The sequence below is a fragment of the Yersinia aleksiciae genome (assembly GCF_001047675.1).
Taxonomy (GTDB): Bacteria; Pseudomonadota; Gammaproteobacteria; order Enterobacterales; family Enterobacteriaceae; genus Yersinia; species Yersinia aleksiciae.
The window spans coordinates 3,089,296-3,114,141 of record NZ_CP011975.1 but is presented as its reverse complement, the minus strand read 5'-3'; the positions used below and the strand labels follow the sequence as shown (position 1 = coordinate 3,114,141).

Sequence of the window (24,846 nt, the reverse complement as noted above, 5' to 3'; positions counted from 1 at the left end):
CATTTGTAAAACGCGGACAAGACTCTGATTAGGCAGAGGGAATCTCTACCGGATTATTCAATTAATACTTCGGTTTCAAGCGCAAGCGGAGATCTGGCCCCACCTGCCGCACATCACTGAACACGAACTCAGGGGTTTGCGATAAACGGGTTAATCCCGCCAGTTCGCATAGCCCACGGGCCTCACTGCCCAGCAGTTTTGGGGCAATATACAAAATGAGCTCATCAACCACGCCTGCCTGTAACAGTGCCCCCGCCAGTTGTGGCCCCGCCTCGACCCAAACTGAGTTAATCTGCCGCTTGCCCAGTTGCATCATCAGCAACACTAGGTCCACACCATTGCCATGGCGCGGTAGCAACAATTGCTCGACATTCGCGGGCCAATGCTGCTCATCAGCATTAACGCGAGCCAGCCAGCATGGGCCATCTTGCTGTATCACTTTATGCTGCGGTGTCACACGGTTATGGCTATCGAGTATAATTCGTGTCGGCTGGCGCAGCGTCGCTTGAGGATACAAAGCTTGGGTTTCAGTATCCAGATCATTCCAGCGTACAGTGAGCAAAGGATCATCCGCCAATACTGTGGCGCTGGTACTTAGAATTGCCGCACTTTCAGCCCGAAAACGCTGCACATCCTGCCGTGCCTGTGGTGAGGTAATCCACTGGCTTTCACCCGATGCCATTGCCGTTCGCCCATCCAAGGATGCAGCCATTTTCAGTTGCAGGTAGGGAAAGCCAGTGCGCATACGTTTGAGGAAACCAAGATTAACCGCCTCGGCCTCCGCCAGCATCAAACCATGATCGACGGCGATACCGGCTTGCTTCAATTTATATAACCCACGCCCAGCAACTTGCGGATTGGGGTCCTGCATGGCAGCGACAACCCGAACGACGCCAGCGGCAACCAATGCATCGGCACAGGGCGGTGTCCGCCCGTGGTGACTACATGGCTCAAGGGTGACATAGGCCGTGGCACCACGCGCTTTCTCACCAGCCATACGCAAAGCATGCACTTCAGCATGTGGCTCGCCGGCTCGCAAGTGATAGCCCTCACCGACGATCTCACCATCACGAACCAGCACGCAACCAACATTAGGATTTGGTGGCGTGGTAAAGCGCCCTAATCGCGCCAATTCGAAGGCGCGTGCCATATAGAACTCATCGGGCTGCATGGCTTTCCTTATTTTTGATGCAAGCGGCTTTACGTTACAAAGATTACGCTGCAATGAAAGATGCGGGCAACCCACTGATTAATCCTGCAGACGGGCAATTTCTTCGCCGAACTCGCGAATATCTTCAAAACTGCGATATACCGAAGCAAAGCGGATATAAGCCACTTTATCCAAGCGTTTTAGCGCCTCCATCACCAGGTTACCGACCATCTTGGTGGGGACTTCACGTTCGCCAGTGGCACGTAACTGGGATTTGATATGACTTATTGCGGTTTCAACGTCATCAGAGCTGACGGGCCGCTTTTCTAATGCTTTCAGCATGCCACGTCGCAATTTATCTTCATTGAAAGGTTCACGTACATCATCACTTTTAATCACGCGCGGCAAAACCAACTCAGCCACTTCAAAGGTGGTAAAGCGTTCATTACAATCTAGACACTGGCGGCGACGGCGCACTTGCGAACCATCGCTCACCAGACGGGAGTCAATGACTTTAGTATCCACAGCGGCACAAAACGGGCAATGCATGGCGCTTCCTGATGAGTGAGCCTAAACTTAGCGACAGTTTACCGCGAACTGCTGTGACAACAAAGAGTGGATCAGCGTGTTTATAGGCTATTGAGTGCTTCAAGTAATAAATTAGGCACAGTTTATTTGGCTGGCCCCCCCCCATTTAAATTAAGGAGCTTAAGCCATGCAGTGCGATCCGGTGATAAAATACCTAGGGGATCAAAGGAATATTTGGCCGGAATATTTTTTAACAACGAACAATATACTGCTTTATTAAATAACTCTCTTTTAGTCAGGATATCTCTATTTCCATCATTTAATCCCATTATCATATACGCTAACTCTTTTAATTCTACAATATACGCTTCTTTTTCTTTTTCTCTCTTGCTATGTGTTAAAGGAAATATATGAGAAGCAAGTGCACTTAAAATACGAACTAGTATATTTTTTTTCTTATCATTAAATTCTATAAGTTGAACAATAGTTTCCATCCCTCTCGGTACACTCTCCATATCCACTGTGCTATTTTCAACCTTAATATTTAATTCCAATTCTACTTTCAGAATGGAGGTTATAAGAACTTGTTCATTCATAAGCACATAAGATCCCAATTTATTATTACGTCTTTCAGATAAACTCTTATGTTCTTTCAGCTTATCGTAGCTATCGCATTCTTTTATTTTATTATATTCACTTTTTGCTCCATGCATTTTCATTCTTAGCTCTTCAATACCCATACATGGAGAATTATTTAGCATTGATAATAATTTATCATTTAAATAATATTCAAATATTAATTTACATTCATTATAATAAAGACTATAAATGTCATCTCTTAACAAGTTAATATCCTCATTATATTTAATGACCTCTTGATTTTTATATTCATGAGTATTACGGGGGGGGTGGACACTTCTTATACTTGAAAATGAAGGATCAGTAGGTGGTATGGCAATATTCTGTTTTTCATAAGGAACCAACTCATAACATATTCCCTCATTGATTTTTTTTTCCTGTAAAGAGTAAAACCCACCTATAATAGACTCACTATCGGACATTAACAATTTCAAAATATCAACAAATGATTTATACTTTGTACTATTAACATTATTTTCTAGATAAAAATTCATGTTATCAATAAGGTTAATTTCACCATTACTTTGCTCTATAATGATTCTAAACGTATGAAATTTACTTTTAGATTTTACTTTATTAGCTTCTTCTAATTTATTAAACACATCCTTAACCTCACGCTTAATTGCACTTAATCTTTTACCAAACTCCTCATCTTGTATTTTTATTAATGCATCATCATTTATATTACTTGATTTATCACATTCTCCTTGCCTTGTTATACTGGTGGAAGTGGAAAGATAATTAGTTAAATGGTAAGACATTCCTTTTATATTTACAGGCATAGAATTACTCCACTGTCAATATTAAATGAACGACTATCTAAAATAGCCAGAGACATCAAAGTATCTAGTTAAAAGTGAGGCAGCTATCAAACTAATTTATTATCTTTTAGAAAAGATCAGTTTTAAGCAAATAAAATCATTCTTATCATTAGGTTTTATAATAAATGACAAGTTAAAAATTCACTGCGGGAATAAGTTAATTTACCCACCTTTATTATTAGTAATGAATAAGTTATTAGTAATGAATAAGTCATCATAAATGCAATTAGCCCTATTAAGCGTTGACACTTTTCATCCTTAAACGCCTGATATGCCTCATCAGATGTAGGCCTGCCGACTGTGGCAGAGAAATTGACAGGTGTGCGTGACTAGACAGGTGTTGGGGCTAAGCTTGTGCCAAGATTTACCGGGGCGCTTTTTAACCAGCGTGACTCCATTGTCATTTTTCAGGACATTGGTGACGGCTTAAAAAAATCAGCTTTCTGGCTGGCTCAACTTGAGTTGATCTTCAGGCTCTTTAATTCTTTGCTCAGGCGTTAGAGGCTTGGGAGAATGATTCATCAATAGGCTTCAGAGAAAGAGTGCACTCAGAGGGGATCCACTCAAGAAGTCCATGCTTATGCAGCCATTTTAGAGGGGTTGAGCGCCCTTGGACACCCTATTGGTACAGGGTCTGTAGGTTAGTTGGCCTTTTTCACTTGCTCAGAAATAGCCAGTTTAAAGGCCAGAGTATAATCACATTTTCCAAAATGAAGTCAGAAACGTGTCACGATGCTGTAGACGAGTCAGGGGTTAAATTAGGTTCAACTTGTCTGGGTTGATGCGTTCCAGTCAAATTAAGGAATTTCAGCCATGCTGTACGGTCCGGAGATAACATACCGAGGGGATCAAAGGAATATTTAGCCGGTATCTTATTAGAAAGCAAGAAATACACTGCGTTATTAACGTACTTAATGCTAGCCATCTGTTCTTTATCTTCAACACTTAATCCACTGACCAGACCGTCTAACTTTTTTAATTTTTCAATAACAGCTACCTTTTCACTCTCTCTCCTTATATATGCACTATGATGAAAAACATTAGCTAAAAAACTAAAAAATCGCTCTCCAATAGTTTTTTTCGTATCAATAGTTTTTATGGCCTGACTAATAATGTCACTACTTACAGATATAGAGTGTTGTGTAGATATTACATTCGTTTCATGGTCATCATCTGTAACTATTTCATTTATACTCTTAGAAGAATTATTAATGACAATCTTATTATATTCCTCTTTTTTACTAACTAAAAAATAATGATCTTTCAACAGTCTATTTTCATAAGCCACCCAAGAATCGTAGCCATCATCGTTGGGTTTTTCTAACTCCTGAGACCCCAATTTTATTCTATTTGTTATAGCTGGAAAACCATTATATATTTCAAGTAATGCAGTAAAAATATCATTATCAGCTTTCAATAAATCAATTTCATTGGAATGGTTTTCACAATCACGTTTTAACTCAGCTAAGCTACGCAAATTGGTTTCCTGAGATATATTTTCTTCAGAAATTGGAGATACATTTACATGAGAAGATTGACCTATATCTTCATCTCCCTCAGAAATTTGACCTGTATCTTCTACAGAACATTGAGATACATTTTCTTTAGAAACTGAAGATACATTTACATGTGGAGATTGACTTATTTCTTCACCTCCCTCAGAAATGTGACCTGTATCTTCCACAGAACATTGAGATACATTTTCTTTAGAAACTGAAGATACATTTACATGTAGAGATTGACCTATATCTTCATCTCTCTCAGAATTTTTATCTGTAGCTCCTACAGGATATTGAAGTTTACTCTCGCCAAAATATTGAGGGGTATTTTCTGCAACAAGTCGGGAGGTGTTTTCATTATTTTCAAGTGGTGTTAATTTATAATGCTTACCTGAAAGCCCATTACCAGTGGACTTATAAAAACAGTAACCACCTGCTAGGAAAGAATCTTTTTTCTCCATTGATTCTCGTATTGTTTTAATTACTAAACGACATTTATCACTACTAGCAGCGTTCTTAAAATAAGAATTAATACTATTTATCACTTCATATTCGCTGTTACTTTCCTTTAATTTTTGGTAAAAATCAGGGAATTTTTTACTCTTTTTTGTTATTGAACAATCACGAACTACAAGATCAAGCACCTTAAGAACTTCACCTTTAATCATAGAAAATCTATTATTAGGTTCATTTTCTAATAGTGTTTGTGAGGAAATATTTTGCAATCCAGTGTTTGGATCTGAAGCACCTATAACATTAGTTGTTGTCGGCATAATATCACTCCACTAAAATAATCAAGTTAGTACCTGTCCAAGATAGACAGGTATATAGAAATACCGTTATAAAAATAAGATTGCTATCAAACTAACGCACTAATTTGAGGAAAGTAATTTTAGGGAGGGGATATTTCAGACCTACAAATAATATTATTAACATTATTTATTTAAAAAATAATATGCAAATTAATAATTAGCAACAAAAAAACATCATAAGCACACGAATAAAAAAGCCCTGAAATACCACCAATTAAGATGATATTTCAGGGCTAATACTGCAACTAACGCTATTAAGCCAATAACATCAAGGCAGAATTGAAGGCTGGTCTGCGCCCTCTTTCTCAACTTTCTGCTGCAACATATGCTCGCGTTTCATACCCAGTTTCAACGCCAGCGCGGACGCTACGTAGATGGATGAAACTGTACCGATGGAAACACCGATCAGCATCGTCAGTGAGAAGCCTTGCAGCATCGCACCACCGAAGATAAACAGCATCAATACCACCATCAGCGTGGTTGCAGATGTCATGATAGTACGGCTTAAAGTCTGGGTCAGAGACACGTTCATGATTTCGTAAGGTGTACCGCGGCGAATCTTGCGGAAGTTCTCACGAATACGGTCTGATACCACAATACTGTCGTTAAGTGAGTAACCGATAACCGACATCAATGAAGCGATGATGGTTAAGTCAATCTCAATATGGAACAACGACAAGATCCCCATGGTAATGACCACGTCATGGGCCAGAGCGATAACCGCCCCCAACGCCAGACGCCATTCAAAACGGAAACCGACATAAACCAGAATACACAGCAACGCTACCAGTAACGCCATGCCACCCGCCTGGGCTAAATCACTGCCCACACTTGGCCCAACGAACTCGATACGTTTTACCGATGCATTCTTATCAACTGACTCATTGATAACAGATATGACTTTGTTACCCAGTTCCTGCCCGGCAGTCCCGGTGGCAGGTGGCATACGTACCATCACATCACGAGTGCTGCCAAAGTTTTGCAAGATTGGCGATTCAAAACCCGCCTTTTCCAGCGTGTCGCGCAGTTGATCCAGATCGGCAGGTTTTTCCAGGTTAATTTCAATCACCGTACCACCGGTGAAATCAAGACCCCAGTTGAACCCTTTGGTGGACATCACCGCAATCGATGCGACCAACAGCAGCAACGAGATGCCGAAAGCAACGTTATCCCAGCGCATAAAGTCATAGACTCTACGGCCATAGTTCAGTTGTTCAACAGTATAATCCTGTGCCACAACGTACTCCTCAAATAGACAGCTTGTTAATGCGCTTGCCGCCGTAAAGCAGGTTGACGATGGCACGAGTACCGACTATTGCGGTGAACATTGACGTTACAACACCAATGGCGGTTGTAATGGCAAAGCCTTTAATCGAACCGGTACCCACAGCATAAAGAATAATCGCTGTGATCAACGTCGTTACGTTCGCATCGACGATACTTGAGAAGGCACCTTTGTACCCTTCATGAATCGCTTGCTGGATCGTCCGCCCGTTTCTGTACTCTTCTTTTATTCGCTCGTTAATCAGTACGTTAGCATCAACTGCTACTGCTAGCGTCAAGACGATCCCGGCAATACCCGGCATAGTTAATGTCGCCCCTGGCAGCAGGGACATCACGCCCACGATTAACACCAAGTTAGCCAACAATGCAGTACTGGCAATCACACCAAACTTACGATAGTAAACCACCATAAACAGGATAGAGACTGCTAGACCCCACAAGCAGGCTTCCAGACCTTGGGTAATGTTTTGTGAACCCAAAGTTGGCCCGATAGTCCGCTCTTCCACGATTTGGATTGGGGCAATCAATGCACCCGCACGTAATAACAGAGAAAGCTGACGAGCTTCAGTCGGGTTATCAATGCCAGTAATGCGGAAGCTGTTACCCAAACGCGACTGAATGGTCGCAACGTTGATAACTTCTTCCTGCTTAACCAGAATCGCCCGGCCATTAGCATCTTTTTTACCGCTGTCTTTATATTCTACGAACAAAGTCGCCATCGGCTTGCCGATATTGTCTTTGGTAAAATTAGACATCAGAGAACCACCCGCGCTGTCGAGCGAAATATTAACCTGAGCTTGGTTATATTCGTCAGTACTGGAGGTTGAATCGGTAATATGGTCACCGGTTAAGATAACGCGCTTGTACAAGACAACCGGGCGGCCTTCACGGGTATTTTTGACTTCTGAATCGCCCGGCACGCGGCCAGTGGCGGCAACAGAGGCATCAACATTGCTGTTTACCAGACGGAATTCCAGCGTTGCTGTCGCACCAAGAATCTCTTTGGCACGCGCAGTGTCCTGGATACCCGGTAACTCAACCACAATACGATCTGAACCCTGACGCTGAACCAACGGCTCGGCTACACCTAGTTGGTTAACCCGGTTACGCAGGATCGTAATGTTTTGCTGAACCGCATATTCGCGCGCTTCTCGCAGACGGTCATCGGTCATCACAGCTTTTAGAGTATTGCTGCCATTAGAACCAATCACCAGATCTCGGTGGCGGGAAGAGAGGTAGCTGATAGCGTCATCGCGCGTTTTATCGTCGCGGAAACGCACTTCAACACCATAGTTATCGAGTTTACGCACTGTCGCATACGGGATATTTTTCTCACGCAGATCAGTGCGCAAGGTATCCATCGTTTGCTCTTGCAGTTTGCCAAGCGCAGTGTCCATGTCCACTTCCATCAGGAAGTGCACACCACCACGCAGGTCAAGACCCAGCTTCATCGGCTCAGCACCCAACTTGGCAAGCCAGGAAGGTGTTGCCGGTGCCAGATTTAGCGCGATAACGTATTTATCTCCCATCGCAGCAACAAGTGCCTCACGGGCTCGCAGCTGGACGTCAGGATCTTTAAAGCGAGCCAGGATTGCACCATTTTCCAGTGCAATGGACTTGCTCGCTATGTTGTCTTTTTCTAAAACGTCACGGACTTGGACCAGCGTTGTTTCACTGGCGGCGATTCCTCGCGCACCAGTGATTTGAACAGCCGGATCCTCACCATAAAGGTTGGGAAGTGCATATAGCAGACCGACGAAGATCACGACGATCAGCATCAGATACTTCCACAAAGGATAACGGTTTAACACGGCAATTCCCTTCGGGAAAATCGAAAATTACAGAGCTTTCATTGTACCTTTCGGTAAAACGGCAGCAACGAAGTCACGTTTGATCATCACTTCAGTGGTGTCGTTCAGTGCGATAACGATGTAGCCCGTTTCCGCAACTTTAGTAACACGACCAAGTAAACCACCCGTGGTTAAAACTTCATCACCCTTACCGATAGAATCCATCAGTTTTTTGTGTTCTTTGGCACGTTTTTGCTGTGGACGCAGGATCATGAAGTAAAAAATCAGACCAAATACCACCAGCATAATCACCAGGGAGTACGGGCTGCTCTGAGCCGGAGCCCCAGCGGATGCGACAGCATCGGAAATGAAAAGACTCATTAAAATTCCCTCATTGTTATCAATATCAGTAGTGTGAAATCAGTGCGATAAAATCAGTAACGTTAAATCGTAACTGTTCAATCTATAAAATACCCGTCATCTTTCAAACCGCAGGTGTTTTAGCTACTTTTGGTTGCTGCCTTCCTGCGTCCTGAAATCTTTTGGGTATGTAAAAATGGTAATTTTAAAATCAAACGTTTAATGGTGGAACAGGTTTCCCTATCAGACCATAAAAATCTTCGACGAAGCTCTCTAATTTACCTTCTTCAATAGCCTGACGTAAACCCGCCATTAGGCGCTGGTAATAACGTAGGTTATGAATCGTGTTCAGGCGCGCACCTAGTATTTCGTTGCAGCGATCAAGATGATGCAAGTAGGCGCGGCTATAATTGCGACAAGTGTAGCAATCACAATGTTCATCCAGCGTTGCAGTATCACTTTTATGCTTGGCGTTACGGATTTTCACCACACCGTCAGTCACGAATAGATGGCCATTACGTGCATTACGGGTTGGCATCACGCAGTCAAACATGTCGATACCACGACGCACACCTTCCACCAGATCCTCCGGTTTCCCCACGCCCATCAGGTAACGTGGTTTATCTGCGGGAATCTGTGGGCAAACATGCTCTAAAATGCGATGCATATCTTCTTTTGGCTCGCCTACCGCCAAGCCGCCCACAGCGTAACCATCAAAACCGATATCTACCAGCCCTTTTACGGACACATCACGTAAATCTTCGTAAACACCGCCTTGAATAATACCGAACAATGCATTTTTATTGTTCAGTTCATCAAAGCGTTGGCGACTACGGGCAGCCCAACGTAAGGACATCTCCATTGAGCGCTTGGCATAATCCCAGTCCGCTGGATAGGGAGTACACTCGTCGAAAATCATTACGATATCGGAGCCGAGATCGTTCTGAATTTCCATCGATTTTTCTGGGCTAAGGAACACTTTATCGCCGTTGATCGGGTTTTGGAACGTCACCCCTTCTTCTTTGATTTTGCGCATCGCACCAAGGCTGAACACTTGAAAACCGCCTGAGTCGGTCAGAATCGGGCCATGCCATTGCATAAAATCATGTAAATCGCCATGCAGCTTCATGATTTCCTGACCCGGACGCAACCAGAGATGGAAGGTGTTACCCAGCAAGATCTGCGCACCGGTCTCTTTGACTTCTTCCGGCGTCATCCCTTTTACAGTGCCATAGGTACCCACTGGCATAAATGCCGGGGTTTCTACTACACCGCGTTCAAATATTAGGCGACCACGACGTGCGCGCCCGTCAGTTTTTTGTAATTCGTACTTCAACATAACCTCCAGCATCAGAGATACAGTCTGATGTTGTTTTAGCCTGATCACACTCTATACATTTGAAAATATACAATTTGTGTGACCTAAAATTTACAGGTTAACCGTCTCTTGCGGTGCCTGTGGATTACGGCTGATGAACATTGCATCGCCATAACTGAAAAAGCGGTATTGTTCTGCCACAGCCTGCTGATAAGCATTCATGGTATTTTTATAACCTGCGAAAGCAGAAACCAGCATTATCAATGTTGATTCAGGTAAATGGAAATTGGTGACCAGAGCATCCACAACCTGATATTCATAGCCTGGATAAATAAAGATACGGGTATCACCAAAGAAAGGGGCAATCAGGCCGTTCTCCGTAGCTTTGGCGGCACTTTCCAATGAACGTACTGAGGTAGTGCCGACAGCGACCACGCGCTTGCCACGGGCTTTACACGCCAAAACAGCATCGACGACCTCTTGGGGCACTTCTGCATATTCGGAGTGCATTATATGCTCTTCGATGGTGTCAACTCGTACTGGTTGGAACGTCCCAGCGCCGACATGCAAGGTCACGAAGGCCATCTCAATGCCTTTTTCTCGCAATGCTGCCAGCATCGGCTCATCAAAATGCAGCCCAGCGGTTGGCGCAGCAACCGCACCAGGGCGCTCACTGTATACCGTTTGGTATAGCTCGCGATCGGCGTCTTCGTCAGGGCGATCAATATAAGGAGGCAAAGGCATATGGCCAACAGCATTCAGGATGGTGAAAACATCCCGCTCATCGTCAAACCGCAGCTCAAACAGTGTGTCATGCCTTGCCAGCATGGTGGCTCGGATACTTTCGTCATCACCTAATAGCAGCTCTGTACCGGGTTTAGGTGATTTTGAAGCTTTAACATGGGCTAGAACGCGATGGTCATCCAAAACACGTTCAACCAGCACTTCAAGCTTACCGCCACTGGTTTTACGGCCAAACAGGCGAGCCGGAATAACCCGGGTATTGTTGAAGACCAGCAGATCACCGGGTTCTAGTTTATCCAGCAAATCAGTGAAAATGCCGTGCGTTAAGGTTCCCGTTGGGCCATCCAGTGACAATAAGCGGCATCCGCTACGCTGGGACTGGGGGTAATGGGCAATCAGAGATTCCGGTAGCTCAAAAGAAAAATCGGCAACACGCATGGCTTTCCACTTCATATTAGGACAGACCCGAACCAACCGAGATGATGGGCAGGTACACAAAAACAGGCCGCTAGTCTAGAGCCCTCAGGGGCAGGCTGCAAGAAATAAGGATAATTGGCAGTCATTTGCTATACCCAAAATAGTGGGCGTTGCAGGTAGGCTGCAAACGAGTAGCTCCCGATGAGCTGACCCACATCAGTGATTCGGGTACGTAAGTGCAAACTAACACCGCTGCAACTTCAAGCAAGAAGGGTATATACTCGGGGCATGAACTTTCTCGCCCATCTCCATCTCGCCACACTGGCTGACAGCTCTTTACTCGGTAATCTGCTGGCAGATTTTGTCCGTGGTAATCCACAGGGTGAATACACCCCTGACGTTGTAGCGGGTATAATGATGCATCGTCGCGTTGATGTGATGACTGATACCTTGCCGTTGGTGAAAGAAGCGCGGACCTATTTCAGTGCTGATTATCGTCGGGTTGCCCCTATTACGCTAGATGTGCTGTGGGACCATTTTCTCGCCCGTCATTGGGATAAACTGGTACCTGACTGTACGCTGCCTGATTTTATCCAAGATGCCCAAAGCCAGATTTTGCCCCATTTGCAGCAGACACCCACAGGTTTTCAGAACCTCAACGCCTATTTGTGGCCAGAGCGTTGGCTGGAGCGTTATGCTGAACTACCCTTTATAGCTGATGTGTTACAGGGTATGGCTAACCGTCGCCCCAAACTGGTGGCGCTTGCAGGCTCTTTTCACGACATAGAGCAACACTATCAGCCGTTAGAGCAACTGTTCTGGGCATTTTATCCTGCAATGATGTTGCAGGCGAAACGTCAGCAGATTTAGCTAAAAGCACCGTTCATTGTAGGGCTATTGATACTAAGCCACTTGCGCTTTCTAGCAAAATGGGTATCTTAGCAAGACTACGAAACTAAAATCGTTGTAACGATAGGTAAAAGCTATCACAGCAATTGGTATTTATCCCTTTATTCATTACGCTTAAATACCTATGCTGTGCCGATACTTTTAAGACAACTGGTTAATCCATCCCTATTAACAGGAGTAATTTATGGTTCTGGTAACTCGTCAAGCCCCTGATTTTACAGCAGCTGCTGTTCTTGGTAGCGGCGAAATCGTTGAAAACTTCAACCTGAAAAAACACCTGAACGGCCGCCCTGCCGTCCTGTTCTTCTGGCCAATGGACTTCACTTTCGTTTGTCCTTCAGAGTTGATCGCTTTCGACCACCGTTACGAAGAATTCCAGAAACGTGGCGTTGAAGTTGTTGGTGTTTCTTTCGACTCCGAGTTTGTTCACAACGCATGGCGTAAAACCCCAGTTGATAACGGCGGTATTGGTGAAGTTAAGTACCCAATGGTTGCTGATATCAAACGTGAAATTCAGAAAGCCTACGGTATTGAGCACCCAGATGCTGGTGTTGCACTGCGCGGCTCTTTCCTGATCGACAAAAACGGCGTCGTTCGTCACCAAGTGGTTAACGACCTGCCACTGGGCCGTAACATCGACGAAATGCTGCGTATGGTTGACGCACTGCAATTCCACGAAGAGCACGGCGACGTTTGCCCTGCGCAGTGGGAAAAAGGTAAAGCAGGTATGGGCGCATCTCCAGATGGCGTAGCTAAATACCTGTCTGAAAACGCCTCTAAGCTGTAATAACAGTTTAGGCAGCCCCTGATTCGCTCGAGGGATATCAAGCCAGTCAGCTTACGCTGACTGGCTTTTTTTATGCCGAACCTGCTTAGCTTTAACGTGCAAAAAGTGCTTTATGGCAACATCTGCTCTATTTCAAAGCAACTCTCTATCTGATTCGAACAATGCCCAAAGCAGGCAGCTTCAAGCACCCGCCGCCGCGTCTATATAATAATCATTCCTATTCCCAGTGTATCCGCCTTAGTTATACTCATTAATTTTCAATCAGTTGTCTTCACTTAACTTAATTTCACCCAAATAAAAAACAACCTATCAGTCTGGCTACATCTCATCACCCCACCCTCTGCCGCCAATTAATTAGCTGCCATAACAATTAATTCTGCTATTAATTATTACCAGGGTGTGTTTTGCGCACTCCATAAGCAGCGATTTTAAGCTGCCAGACAAAAATGACTGGGTAATCCCTGACAGGCAGGAAATAACAGGAGTCAGAATGCTTTTGAGAAAATGGAATAAGCCCTTGGCTGTATTGGCTTTACTGGTGAGTAGCACGCTACATGCAGCCTCAACACCCGCAGTAGAAGCGAAAAATGGCATGGTTGTGACTTCCCAATATCTGGCTTCACAAGTCGGGACCGATATTTTGAAAATGGGTGGAAACGCGATTGATGCTGCGGTTGCCGTGGGGTATGCGCAAGCGGTGGTGAATCCGTGCTGCGGTAATATCGGCGGTGGTGGTTTTATGACCATTCACCTTGCTGATGGAACCGATACATTCATCAATTTCCGTGAAACCGCACCTGCCGCTGCCAGTGCTGATATGTATTTGGATAAAGAGGGTAAAGTGACCAAAGATGCCAGTTTGTATGGCTATCTGGCTGCGGGTGTTCCCGGCACTGTTTTGGGGATGGACAGCGCACAAAAGAAATACGGTAAATTGACCCGCCAGCAAGTCATGGCACCAGCAATTAAGTTGGCTCGCGAAGGTTTTATATTGACCCGCGCCGATACTGACATTCTGGATACCACCGTCAAACGCTTCCGTCAGGATCCAGAATCTGCGCGTATTTTCCTACGTAAAGATGGCGAAGCCCTGCAACCGGGAGATCGCCTGATTCAGACAGATCTGGCGGAGACATTAACCGCTATCTCGGAGAAGGGACCGGATGCATTTTATCAGGGCAAGATACCGCAGGCAGTAGAAGCGGCAGCGAAGAAAGGTGGTGGGATTCTCACCGCGGCTGATTTTGCCAACTATAAAATCACTGAAACTGCGCCCATTACCTGTAGCTATCGTGGTTATAAATTTGTGTCCTCCCCTCCACCTAGCTCTGGTGGCGTGACATTATGTGAAACATTGAATGTGCTTGAGGGCTATGACCTGAAAAGTATGGGCTTTAACTCCGCCGCCTACATTCATACGCTGACAGAAGCGATGCGCCATGCCTATATGGACCGTAATACCTTCCTCGGTGACCCAGAGTTTGTCAAAAACCCGATTGACCGCCTGCTGAGTAAAAGCTATGCCGCAGACATCCGCAAGCAGATCGTCGCTAACAAAGCGACCCCATCTGTAGAAGTGCAGCCGGGTATGCAACCCCATGAAAAACCGGAAACAACTCACTACTCCATCGTCGATCATGAAGGTAACGCCGTCTCGACCACCTACACGGTAAATGGCCGTTTTGGTGCTGTGGTCATTGCACCCGGTACCGGCTTCTTCCTCAATGATGAAATGGATGATTTTACGGTTAAAGTGGGTGAGCAAAATATGTATGGCTTAGTTCAGGGAGCGACTAATGCCATCGCCCCCGGTAAGCGCCCACTATCGTCCATGAGCCCGACACTGGTGACTAAGGATGGTAAGACATTCATGGTATTAGGTTCACCGGGCGGTTCACGAATCATCACGATTACCTTACAAACGGCATTGAATGTGATTGATCAGGGTATGACCCCCCAAGAGGCGGTGGATGCCCCACGCATTCATCACCAATGGTTACCCGACGAGGTTTATTACGAGCAGCGTGGCGTCTCCGCAGACAGTCTTAACCTACTGAAAACGATGGGATATAAGATGGTTGAGCAGAATCCGTGGGGCGCGACTGAACTGATTCTGGTCGGTTTGGCTGGCGTGGAGGGTGTCAGCCCTGCTAACTCGGGGAATGACTCTGCCGTCTCCGGCAAAGTGCGCGAAGGTTATCTCTACGGGGCCAACGATGTTCGCCGCCCTGCGGGTGCGGCCATTGGTTACTAACAGCCATTAGTCACCCATCGGCATCGGATGCTGATACTGATGCTCTGACCTATAATACATCCCCCATCAATATATCGATGGGGGAAACTATTCACTGATTTACATCACAACCACATCTATCACCACGGCAATGTATGCCCTTGATAATCAATGAAACCGTGGCCTCCTTTACCGGAAGCGTGTTCAATTTGGTCAACAACACCTTTGACGCTGGTCGCGATGGTCAGTGGCGCCGCATCCCCGCCCATATCCGTTTTTACCCAACCTGGATGAATCGATAGCACGGTCAGTGTCGGATCCGCTACCTCGGCGACCAGATTACGGGTCATCATATTCAGTGCAGCTTTACTGGCTGAATACAGAGGTTTATGGCCGGAAGCATTATGACCAAGGCTGCCTAGCTGGGATGACATAAAGGCCAATACACTGTGGGTTGGATTGCGTTGCGCCAGCAGATGCTGAGCAATGCGGATGGGCGAAATAGCATTCGTTTGGAACAGCTCGAGGATCTCCTCGGGTTTGGCATCCACCGCTGATTGATGTTCTGGCCCCGAGATACCCGCATTAACGAATATCAGGTCAAACTTCTGGCCCTGCACCTGTGTCAGGAACTGCTTAATGCTTTCTGGCTGATTAATATCTAATGTTAGCCAATGAGCCGCATGCGCACCGGTATCTTTGGCCGCGCCGCGCGTCGTCGCCGTCACTGCCCAGCCACGGCGATTAAGTTCATCAACCAATCCCAGCCCTAAGCCCCGAGATGCACCGATAATCAACGCCTGTCTTTTAGATGTGCTCATATCATTTTCCCTTTGGTGAGTTTACCGACCAACTATTTACCCTCGTTATATACATAGTATCCCACCCAAAGAAAAAGCGGCATTTAGCCGCTTTAATATCTTCTACTGCGCACTAACTACTAAGTTAGCACTCACTATAGTGTTCAACTAGGACTGACCACGCCACAGAGTGACACTCTCACCCGACAAGTGGAGATTCACGCCTGCTTCGTCAACATCCAGTTCGGATAATCCCTCCAGCCGTCGCCACTCAGCCGCATTGAGCAAAGGTGAGGCCGGCAATAAGATATTCGTATCCTGATGACGTTGTATCGCCACCATCACTCGCTCGCGTTGATAGCTGCGAATAAATACCAGGGAATCATCATTGGCATAAATCACCTGACAACCGCCACGGCGCAGTGCTCGACTCTTGTGGCGTAAAGCCGCCATTCGTTGACAGAGTTTCAGTAGGTCAGCATCCCACTGGGACTCATCCCATGGGAAGGGTTTACGGCAGAATGGGTCATTGCCACCATCTAAACCGATCTCATCGCCATAAAATAAGCACGGTACGCCAATCCAGCTAAACAGCCATACCAGCGCCATTTGCATTCGGGCTTTATCACCATTCAGCAACGTTATAAAACGAGCGGTATCATGACTATCCAACTGATTAAATAAGCGCAACTGATGACTATGAGGCAACCCAGCACGGTATTCATCCATCCAGTAGGCACAATCCTCGGCTTTCAGTTTTATCGGATGATAAGCCACGTCAATACCCGCTAAGAAGCTGCGTATCGGCAAGGCAAATCCCATGTAATTCATTGCCGAATCTTCCACGCCAGCATGCAACCAATTGCGCGCGTCGCCAAAGTGCTCGCCCAGAATATAGGCTTGTGGGTTCTCCTCTTTCGCGGCCTGATAGATACCGGCCAAGTGCCGTAAATTCCCTCTGGCTCCGCCCTCTTCCCCCAGCATATGCACTACATCTAACCGCCATCCATCAATGCTGTAAGGGGGCCGTAACCAATAACGCACCACGCTATCATCACCGCGATAAATTTGATTCACCACGCCGTCATTCGCGAAGTTGAGTTTCGGTAAACTGGCATTCCCTTTCCAGTCCAGCGCCCGCCCATCGGGGAAGAAATTAAACCAGCCACGATAAGGCGAATCCGGATGATGGCAAGCACCGTTAGTGCCTTGCTGATGGCGATCAAACCAGTGATGGGAATCACCGGTATGGTTAAACACCCCATCGAGCACCAATTTTATACCCGCATCTCGGGTGGCTGCGCGCAGTTGCAGAAAAGCAGGCTCTCCGCCGAGGTAGGGATCAACCTGATAATAATCTTGCGTATCGTATTTATGCACGCTGGGTGCGGTGAAAATTGGGTTTAGATACAGCGCCGTCACACCAAGCTTTTGCAAATAGGGGAGTTTTTGCGTGATACCCGCCAGATCGCCGCCATAGAATGTTGAAGCGGCATTCACATCATCCAGCGGTTGCTGCCACTCACGGCGGGAAACAGGATGACCTGCCGCATGGTGGGTATAACTGCCATCCCGCACACCATGCTCGCCCTGGCTACTGGCAAAACGATCGGGGAATATTTGATAAAAAATTTGGTCGGCAACCCAATCAGGGCCACTGTCCGGCACATCAATGGCAAACTGCGCCAATTGCGCCGGCGGAACGACTGAAAAACCTAACGGGCCGAACCACCGCTGGTCATCATTCCACAGCAGTTTGAAACAATAGCGCCGGGTAGGCTGGCCTTCATGTAGTGGCAAAGTCGCTCGGTAACACCAGAAACCCTCACGTTGCTGCCCCTTCATTGTAAGCAGCCACTCTTCATTATCTGGCTCGCAGCGTAAGAAAACTTGGGTGGGCAAGTTTTCACCTTGCAACCATAGTGTAATGTGTAATGCGTCGCCCCGCTGACGGACAAACGGCGGGACCGGTAGATGCCAACCACTAAGCATAAAATTCTCCTGCTTTAACCAAAACGATTGCTGTTGAGGCTATCTGGTGCAGACATTAACGCCGCGACACATTCACCTATATAGACACATTCACCTGTTAAATGTAACCGGCATAAACAATGCCACGTTATGGAGGGGTTACCCTCATCTATCCGCATAAATATCGGGGATGAGGTTGGGGGCGGAGAGACTTATTGCGTTACAGAGTGATGAAATTGTAGGGCTATCCCGATTGTACAAAGCAAAAAACCGGAAGATGTGTTCTTCCGGTTTGATAGGCAATTCAACTCAGTGTTATTCCGCTTGTTTCGCAGGTTCTACTTGTTTCTTCTGATGGTTGACCTTGAAGTAATACCCCACCAGCAACAGCGCGATCCATACTAATCCGACATACAGCGAGATTCGCGTCGTTGGGAACCAACCAATCAGGCCGATGATAAACACCAGGAAAATGATAGCCAGAACTGAAGTAAAGGTGCCGCCACGCAGTGGGAAGTCCAGCGCCTTAATTTGCTCTTTGCTCAGCGATCGACGGAAGCCAATCTGGGAGAACAGGATCATAATCCACACCCAAACCGTGGCAAAGGTCGCAAGTGAAGCGATCACCAAGAACACATTTTCCGGCATGATGTAATTCAGGTAAACCGCTGTCAGCATGGCCCCCATCATCACCAACACCGTAACCCACGGCACACCGCGTTTGGAAATCGCAGCAAAGGCTTTCGGCGCATGGCCCTGCTCTGCCATCCCGTTCAGCATACGCCCAACACCGAACACATCACTGTTAATGGCGGATAACGATGCGGTGATAACCACAAAGTTCAGAATACCTGCCGCAACCGTAATCCCCATATGCTGGAAGGTCAGTACAAACGGGCTACCGTTGGTGCCAACTTGGTTCCATGGGTAAATAGACATGATGACAAACAGAGTACCGACGTAGAACACCAGAATACGCCACGGAACGGAGTTAATTGCTTTTGGAATGGAGCTCTTCGGGTTCTCAGCTTCGCCCGCAGTAATACCGATAATCTCAATACCACCGTAAGCAAACATCACCAGTTGCAGTGACAGGATCATGCCGACGAAACCATTACTGAAGAAGCCGCCATTAGTCCATAAATTATGGATACCGGTTGGCTGCCCACCATTGCCAATACCCCAAATGATGATGCCGATACCGGCCAAAATCATGATGATAATGGTGGCAACTTTGAAGAATGAGAACCAGAATTCCAGTTCACCAAAGACCTTAACGCTCATCATATTGACTGCGCCAATGATCAGGACAACACTCAACACCCATACCCAGTGATCTACATTCGGGAACCAGACGCCCATATAGATACCAAAAGCGGTCACATCAGCAATCGCAACAATCAAAATCTCAAAACAGTACGTCCAGCCAGTGATATAGCCTGCCATCGGCCCAAGGTAATCTTGCGCATAGCGAGAGAACGAACTGGCCTGCGGGTTATTCACAGACATTTCACCCAAGGCCCGCATGATGATAAATGCCACCACGCCACCAATCAGGTATGCCAATAATACACTTGGCCCCGCCATTCTTATTGCATCAGCCGAACCATAGAATAAGCCTGTACCTATTGCTGACCCTAATGCCATAAAACGGATATGGCGTGTCGTTAGGCCGCGTTTCAGCTTATTTTTGACTGGTAATTCCATGAATAAAGCCCCGTCTTTTTCAGCAAAAAGCCACGGGGATGAGCCGTGGCTAAAAAAATCCTATCGCTGTGCAGTTATTGCTTGGCAGCAACTTCCTGACGACAGCAGACGCGATCGTACAACCCTACGACGACGAATACCAGCAGCGAAGGTGATAACCATGCCAGCCCTTGTGCAGCCAAGGGTAAATGCTGCGTCCATTCGGGCAAGAAGTGCGCAAACGTAGACGCTTTCACCGCATCAAGGATACCGAACAGCAAGCTGACCAACATGACAGGGGCGACGATGCGTGAGGCGTGATGCCACCAGCGCAGAGTGAAGCTCATCAGAACCAGCACGATGCATGGCGGATAAATTGCCGTCAGTACTGGAATGGAGATCTGAATCAGATGGCTCAGCCCCAGATTCGACACCATCATCGAGAAGATACCGAGAATAAATACCAGTGTTCGGTAAGATAACGGCAGGTATTGAGCAAAGAATTCAGCACAGGCGCAGGTCAGGCCCACCGCTGTCACCATACAGGCAATGAAAATCAATGCTGCCAGGAAGACGCTTCCCAACCCACCAAAGGTGTGCTGAACGTAAGCATGCAAGACCACGGCACCATTTTGTGCATCAGGCACCAAAGCACCGCTGCTAGAACCCAGCTTAAACAAACTCAGGTAGACCAACGTCAAGCCGATACCGGCAATCAATCCAGCCCAGATGGTATAGCGCGTCAGCAATTGTGAGGAAACCACACCGCGCGAACGGGCCGCATTGACGATAACGATACCGAAGACCAAGGCCCCCAAGGTATCCATGGTCAGATAACCATTAACAAAGCCGGAGGAGAATGGTACTTGCTGATAGGCATCCGTAGCGGGAATCAATGGACCCGCAGGCCAAACCAGTGCGGCAATACCCAAAATCGCCAGCGCCAAAATCTTCAGTGGCGCCAGAATATGCCCAACCGTATCCAGTAAGCGGCCCGGATATAACGATATTCCGATAACCAGCGCGAAATAAATCACGCTATAGATAAACAGCGGCAATGGACCATCACCGGTCAACGGGGCAATACCCACTTCGAAGGAGACCGTTGCAGTACGCGGGGTAGCAAACAGTGGGCCGACCGCCAGATAGCAAACCGTCGCCAGTACCAGACCGGCACCACGGCCAATCGGCGTGCTCAGAGCATCAATACCACCGCCGACACGTGCCAGCGCGATAACCGTAATGACCGGTAATCCAACCGCGGTAATCAGGAAACCCAGCGCAGCCATCCAAACATGTTCACCCGATTGTAAACCCACCATCGGTGGGAAGATGATATTGCCGGCCCCGACGAATAAAGCAAAGGTCATAAAACCTAATGCCATAATATCTTTAGACGATAAACGATGACTCATAGTGATGTGCGTTGCCTAGTTAAAATGATCAAAAGAAAAAGTCCTAAGCTGTGGCCTTCCCTACGTGATCGAAACGATACAAAGCTCTGATAAACGCAAACTCCGGCGGTTAATAAGCAATCTATTTCGTCAGTATGCAGTATTTTTGAAGTTATTTGCAGGAGGAATAGACCAACAACGGCGGTAAGTAGACAGTTTATAGCGGAGAAAGGCAAGTGGGGATCATAAAAGTAGAGTCATCATCCAGATAATCTCACCAAACCAGTTAATCGTGCCAGATTTAGATAAATACACACCACAAGATTTGTATCATTTATATCCGATCGTTAACAATTTATAGTCAATCTCACCCACCCCGCCCCACTCATCGGGTGAAAAAATCATCGCTAAATTGTGGTTTTTCGTGGGAGAGAGTAGCCAATTGCGTGGAAGAAAAGTGCCATTAAAAACAGACTAATCAGCAAAACCCAATGCTTTTCGGGTCTGGGTCAGTACCTCAGGAGGTAAAGGCAAATAGCCATCATGGGTCGCTCGTTTTTGCCCTTCTGGCGATAAAACTCGCTCAAGGAATGCCGCAGTCAGCGGTTCCAACGGCTGGCCCGGTACTTTATTGATGTAAATATAGAGATAACGCGAGAGAGGATAGCGGCCATCTTTAACATTTTCGGCCGTCGGCGAGACAAAATCTTGCCCAGAAGCCGCCAGTGCCAGTGGCTTAACACCACTATTACGAAAGCCGATACTGGCATAACCAATGCCATTTAATGACCCCGCCACCGCCTGTACCACGGAAGCAGAGCCGGGCAACTCATTAATATTATTTACAAAATCACCATCGCACAGCACCCGATGCTTAAAGTAGCCATAGGTTCCTGAGGCTGAATTTCGGCTATAACGCTGTAAAGTGCGAGCAGCCCAGTCACCTGCTAACCCCAACTCACCAAAGCGCTGAATCGGGCGAGGTGCTCCACAGCGGCGATTTTGCGAGAAAATAGCATCAAGCTGCGATAAAGTCAGTTTATTCAGCGGGTTATCCTGATGGACAAAAACCACCAATGCATCGACGGCCACAGGGACAGCCAGTGGCGGATAGCCATAGCGTTGAATAAATGCAGTAATTTCACCGGCTTTCATTGGCCGACTCATCGGGCCAAGCTGGGCAGCCCCAGCCGCTAACGCAGCAGGCGCAGTTGAGGAGCCAGCAGCCTGAATCTGCAAATTAACACCGGGATAGTGATGATTGAAATCATCACCCCACAAGGAGAGCAAGTTGGCTAAGGTATCAGAGCCAACACTGGAAAGATTACCTGACAAGGTATGGGCATCAGCAACTGGCGCGGGTGAATACTCCGCCGCCATCGGCGATAACATCACCTGCTGCGTGAAGGCAGCACAGCTAAACCCTAGCATGGCAGTGAACAGCGCCGGTTTTCCCCATCTCATCAGCTTAGTATCCATGCAGTATTAGGATTTGACTGCATTCTCGGCTAAAACCGCGGGAACAATCAACCGGTTCGGCAAGGTAAAAATAAATCGCGTACCCAATCCAATTTCACTCATCACCTCTAAACGCGCGTCGTGGTGACTCAATGCATGCTTCACAATCGCCAGCCCCAACCCACTGCCGCCCGTTTGTCGTGATCGCGCTTTATCCACCCGATAGAAACGTTCCGTTAGCCGTGGCACATGCTCCGGACCAATCCCCGGCCCATTGTCGCTGACCTGAAATTGTGCGCCTTGTGGTGTTTGTTGCCAACACACCTCAATTTTGGTGCCATCAGGGGTGTGATTAACCGCGTTATAGACCAGATTCGAAACGGCACTGCGCAGTTGGTCTTCGTTGCCAAACACCTTTAACTGCTCGTTCACCCGGAAAGTAATCTCGTGGCGGCCATTACTCAGCGCCTGCACCTCATGCTGCAATACTTTTAGCATCAACGGGATATCCACCCGCTCATTCATATCCACATTAGGTGCTGCCTCAATACGTGAGAGCGTCAATAGTTGTTTAACCAACCCATCCATGCGCTTGGTCTGCTCCTGCATCGTCCCTAGCGCTTTATCCCGCAATGGCCCGGCCAATTCTTGGTCATGCATCATTTCCAAATAGCCCTGCAACACTGTCAGGGGGGTGCGCAGCTCATGGCTGACGTTAGCAAAAAAGTTACGTCTCGCCCCTTCCAACTGCCGCATTTGGGTCACATCACGGGCGACCATCAATAATTGCCCTTCTGAATAAGGCATCACGCGGAACTCGACATAATAACCATTATTCAATTGCAGGGTCAGTGGGCGGGAAAAGGCTTGTTGTTGCAGATATTGGCTGAATTCCGGGTAGCGCAATAAGTTGAGGATATGCTGACCATTATCCTCCGGCCAGCGGAACCCGAGCAATTGCTGGGCCAGCCCGTTACACCAGAAGATATTGCCATCAATTGTCGTGATAACCACTGCATCCGGCAGTGATTCGGCACCGCTACGAAAGCGCTTGATAAGTAATGCCAACTCGCGCCGACGCCGACGATTTCTCAGTTGCATCTGGTATAAGCCGTAAAACAGCGGCTCCCAACTCCAACGGCCCGCAGGCGGTGTCATGCTGCGGTCTAACCACAGCCAATGAGATAATTTGAGTTGGTTATAGAAGTTCCAGATCAGCGCCGCGAGTACGGAGACCAGCAATAGCCAAGGGAGATACCCGATAAAAGCGCCCAGCAATAATGCTGGCAAACAAAAAAGAGCCAGCTCTAAAGCCAGCGTTTTCCATGATAAACGTTCTAACACAACGAATTCTCCGGCACTGAAAACTCAGTAGCGCGTTGAGAAACGGTATCCAGTTCCCCGGACAGTTTGTACCATGCGGTCATGACCATCAACTTCAAGCGCCTTGCGTAGCCGACGAATATGCACGTCGACCGTACGATCTTCTACATAAACGTTAGTGCCCCAGACATAATTAAGCAACTGCTCACGGCTGTAAACGCGCTCAGGATGGGTCATAAAGAAGTGCAGCAGCTTGAACTCGGTCGGCCCCATATCCAGTGCTTGCTCGTTAGCCATCACTCGATGCGAGGAGGGGTCAAGGCTTAAGCCTTGCATTTCAATGACTTCTTCAACCGCCATTGGCGATATTCGGCGCATAACCGCCTTGATACGTGCCACCAGCTCTTTCGGCGAAAAAGGCTTGGTAATATAGTCATCCGCACCCACTTCCAAACCGCGTACCCGATCTTCTTCTTCGCCACGGGCGGTCAACATCATCACCGGAATGTCTCTGGTCAATGCTTCGCGTTTCATATGCTTAATAAACTGGATACCCGAGCCACCCGGCAGCATCCAGTCCAACAGCACTAAATCAGGGAAAGGCTCCGACAGACGAGTGACTGCGCTGTCATAATCTTCGGCTTCTAACGGTTGGTAACCATTCTGCTCCAACACAAAGCACACCATCTCACGGATTGGCGCTTCATCTTCCACCACCAGTATGCGTCTTGCCATCATCAACCCTGCCAGTAAGTTAGTGGTCACTATTTGATTTCGGGAGCCATTATGCGTCAGTTTTGTGACATTTTTATGAAAAACATCGCGCTTCTACAAGCAATAAGCATAGTGATAAATTTTACGGTAATTGCAAAATGCAGCAGCCAAGTTTGCGAGACGTCTCGGAGATTTGTCTTATGCTACTG

General features: G+C 47.0%; 19 protein-coding genes. 3 read left to right on the top strand and 16 right to left on the bottom strand.

The features are described 5' to 3' along the window. Positions 1-61: 61 nt before the first annotated feature. The 9 genes from ribD to queA form a co-directional block, all read right to left on the bottom strand. Positions 62-1,171, bottom strand: a complete 1,110-nt coding sequence (gene ribD / locus ACZ76_RS13895) for a bifunctional diaminohydroxyphosphoribosylaminopyrimidine deaminase/5-amino-6-(5-phosphoribosylamino)uracil reductase RibD (protein WP_048619448.1) — start codon at positions 1,169-1,171, stop codon at positions 62-64. A gap of 78 nt (positions 1,172-1,249) precedes the next feature. Beyond that, entirely contained in the window at positions 1,250-1,699 is a 450-nt protein-coding gene (gene nrdR, locus ACZ76_RS13890) for a transcriptional regulator NrdR (protein WP_004707531.1), read from the bottom strand. 122 nt (positions 1,700-1,821) lie between these two features. Further along, positions 1,822-3,099 carry a hypothetical protein gene (locus ACZ76_RS13885; protein ID WP_048619447.1) on the bottom strand — a complete coding sequence of 426 codons (1,278 nt, stop codon included), beginning with the start codon at positions 3,097-3,099 and terminating at the stop codon, positions 1,822-1,824. A 766-nt stretch (positions 3,100-3,865) separates the two neighbouring features. Further along, a complete protein-coding gene (locus ACZ76_RS13880; protein WP_048619445.1) occupies positions 3,866-5,410 on the bottom strand; it encodes a hypothetical protein in 1,545 nt (514 codons plus the stop codon). Between the two features lie 307 nt (positions 5,411-5,717). Further along, the gene (gene secF, locus ACZ76_RS13875; protein WP_048619443.1) at positions 5,718-6,686 is read right to left on the bottom strand and encodes a protein translocase subunit SecF; all 969 of its coding nucleotides are present in this window, start codon (positions 6,684-6,686) and stop codon (positions 5,718-5,720) included. Positions 6,687-6,696: 10 nt separating this feature from the next. Next, positions 6,697-8,544, bottom strand: a complete 1,848-nt coding sequence (secD, locus tag ACZ76_RS13870; protein ID WP_071840504.1) for a protein translocase subunit SecD — start codon at positions 8,542-8,544, stop codon at positions 6,697-6,699. Between the two features lie 27 nt (positions 8,545-8,571). Then, on the bottom strand, positions 8,572-8,904 hold the full coding sequence (yajC, locus tag ACZ76_RS13865) for a preprotein translocase subunit YajC (RefSeq protein ID WP_005166605.1): 333 nt from the start codon (positions 8,902-8,904) through the stop codon (positions 8,572-8,574). A 190-nt stretch (positions 8,905-9,094) separates the two neighbouring features. Next, on the bottom strand, positions 9,095-10,219 hold the full coding sequence (gene tgt, locus ACZ76_RS13860) for a tRNA guanosine(34) transglycosylase Tgt (protein WP_048620305.1): 1,125 nt from the start codon (positions 10,217-10,219) through the stop codon (positions 9,095-9,097). Positions 10,220-10,312: 93 nt separating this feature from the next. Next, positions 10,313-11,383 carry a tRNA preQ1(34) S-adenosylmethionine ribosyltransferase-isomerase QueA gene (gene queA, locus ACZ76_RS13855; RefSeq protein WP_048619438.1) on the bottom strand — a complete coding sequence of 357 codons (1,071 nt, stop codon included), beginning with the start codon at positions 11,381-11,383 and terminating at the stop codon, positions 10,313-10,315. 267 nt (positions 11,384-11,650) lie between these two features. On the opposite strand from queA, the gene ACZ76_RS13850 reads away from it, so the two are divergent. From ACZ76_RS13850 to ggt, 3 genes are all read left to right on the top strand, one after another. Beyond that, positions 11,651-12,232, top strand: a complete 582-nt coding sequence (locus ACZ76_RS13850; protein WP_048619436.1) for an acyl carrier protein phosphodiesterase — start codon at positions 11,651-11,653, stop codon at positions 12,230-12,232. Positions 12,233-12,455: 223 nt separating this feature from the next. Continuing rightward, entirely contained in the window at positions 12,456-13,058 is a 603-nt protein-coding gene (locus ACZ76_RS13845) for a peroxiredoxin C (protein ID WP_004873480.1), read from the top strand. A gap of 490 nt (positions 13,059-13,548) precedes the next feature. Next, positions 13,549-15,312 (top strand): gamma-glutamyltransferase, encoded by a 1,764-nt coding sequence (gene ggt, locus ACZ76_RS13840; RefSeq protein WP_048619435.1) that lies wholly within the window; start codon positions 13,549-13,551, stop codon positions 15,310-15,312. A 119-nt stretch (positions 15,313-15,431) separates the two neighbouring features. Here the strand turns inward: ggt and ACZ76_RS13835 are convergent, their stop codons facing one another. The 7 genes from ACZ76_RS13835 to phoB all read right to left on the bottom strand — a co-directional run bounded on the left by ACZ76_RS13835 (position 15,432) and on the right by phoB (position 24,658). Then, complete coding sequence (locus tag ACZ76_RS13835) at positions 15,432-16,112, bottom strand: SDR family oxidoreductase (protein WP_048619434.1); 681 nt, start codon at positions 16,110-16,112, stop codon at positions 15,432-15,434. Between the two features lie 147 nt (positions 16,113-16,259). After that, positions 16,260-18,083: a maltodextrin glucosidase gene (malZ, locus tag ACZ76_RS13830; RefSeq protein WP_048619433.1), complete on the bottom strand. Its 1,824-nt coding sequence runs from the start codon at positions 18,081-18,083 to the stop codon at positions 16,260-16,262. Positions 18,084-18,377: 294 nt separating this feature from the next. Continuing rightward, complete coding sequence (proY, locus tag ACZ76_RS13825) at positions 18,378-19,769, bottom strand: proline-specific permease ProY (RefSeq protein ID WP_048619432.1); 1,392 nt, start codon at positions 19,767-19,769, stop codon at positions 18,378-18,380. Between the two features lie 74 nt (positions 19,770-19,843). Continuing rightward, complete coding sequence (gene brnQ / locus ACZ76_RS13820) at positions 19,844-21,163, bottom strand: branched-chain amino acid transport system II carrier protein (protein ID WP_048619431.1); 1,320 nt, start codon at positions 21,161-21,163, stop codon at positions 19,844-19,846. Between the two features lie 453 nt (positions 21,164-21,616). Continuing rightward, entirely contained in the window at positions 21,617-22,534 is a 918-nt protein-coding gene (locus tag ACZ76_RS13815; RefSeq protein WP_412179162.1) for a PstS family phosphate ABC transporter substrate-binding protein, read from the bottom strand. A 93-nt stretch (positions 22,535-22,627) separates the two neighbouring features. After that, positions 22,628-23,944, bottom strand: a complete 1,317-nt coding sequence (gene phoR / locus ACZ76_RS13810; RefSeq protein ID WP_048619427.1) for a phosphate regulon sensor histidine kinase PhoR — start codon at positions 23,942-23,944, stop codon at positions 22,628-22,630. A 24-nt stretch (positions 23,945-23,968) separates the two neighbouring features. Next, positions 23,969-24,658 carry a phosphate response regulator transcription factor PhoB gene (phoB, locus tag ACZ76_RS13805; RefSeq protein ID WP_032899207.1) on the bottom strand — a complete coding sequence of 230 codons (690 nt, stop codon included), beginning with the start codon at positions 24,656-24,658 and terminating at the stop codon, positions 23,969-23,971. Positions 24,659-24,846: the final 188 nt, after the last annotated feature.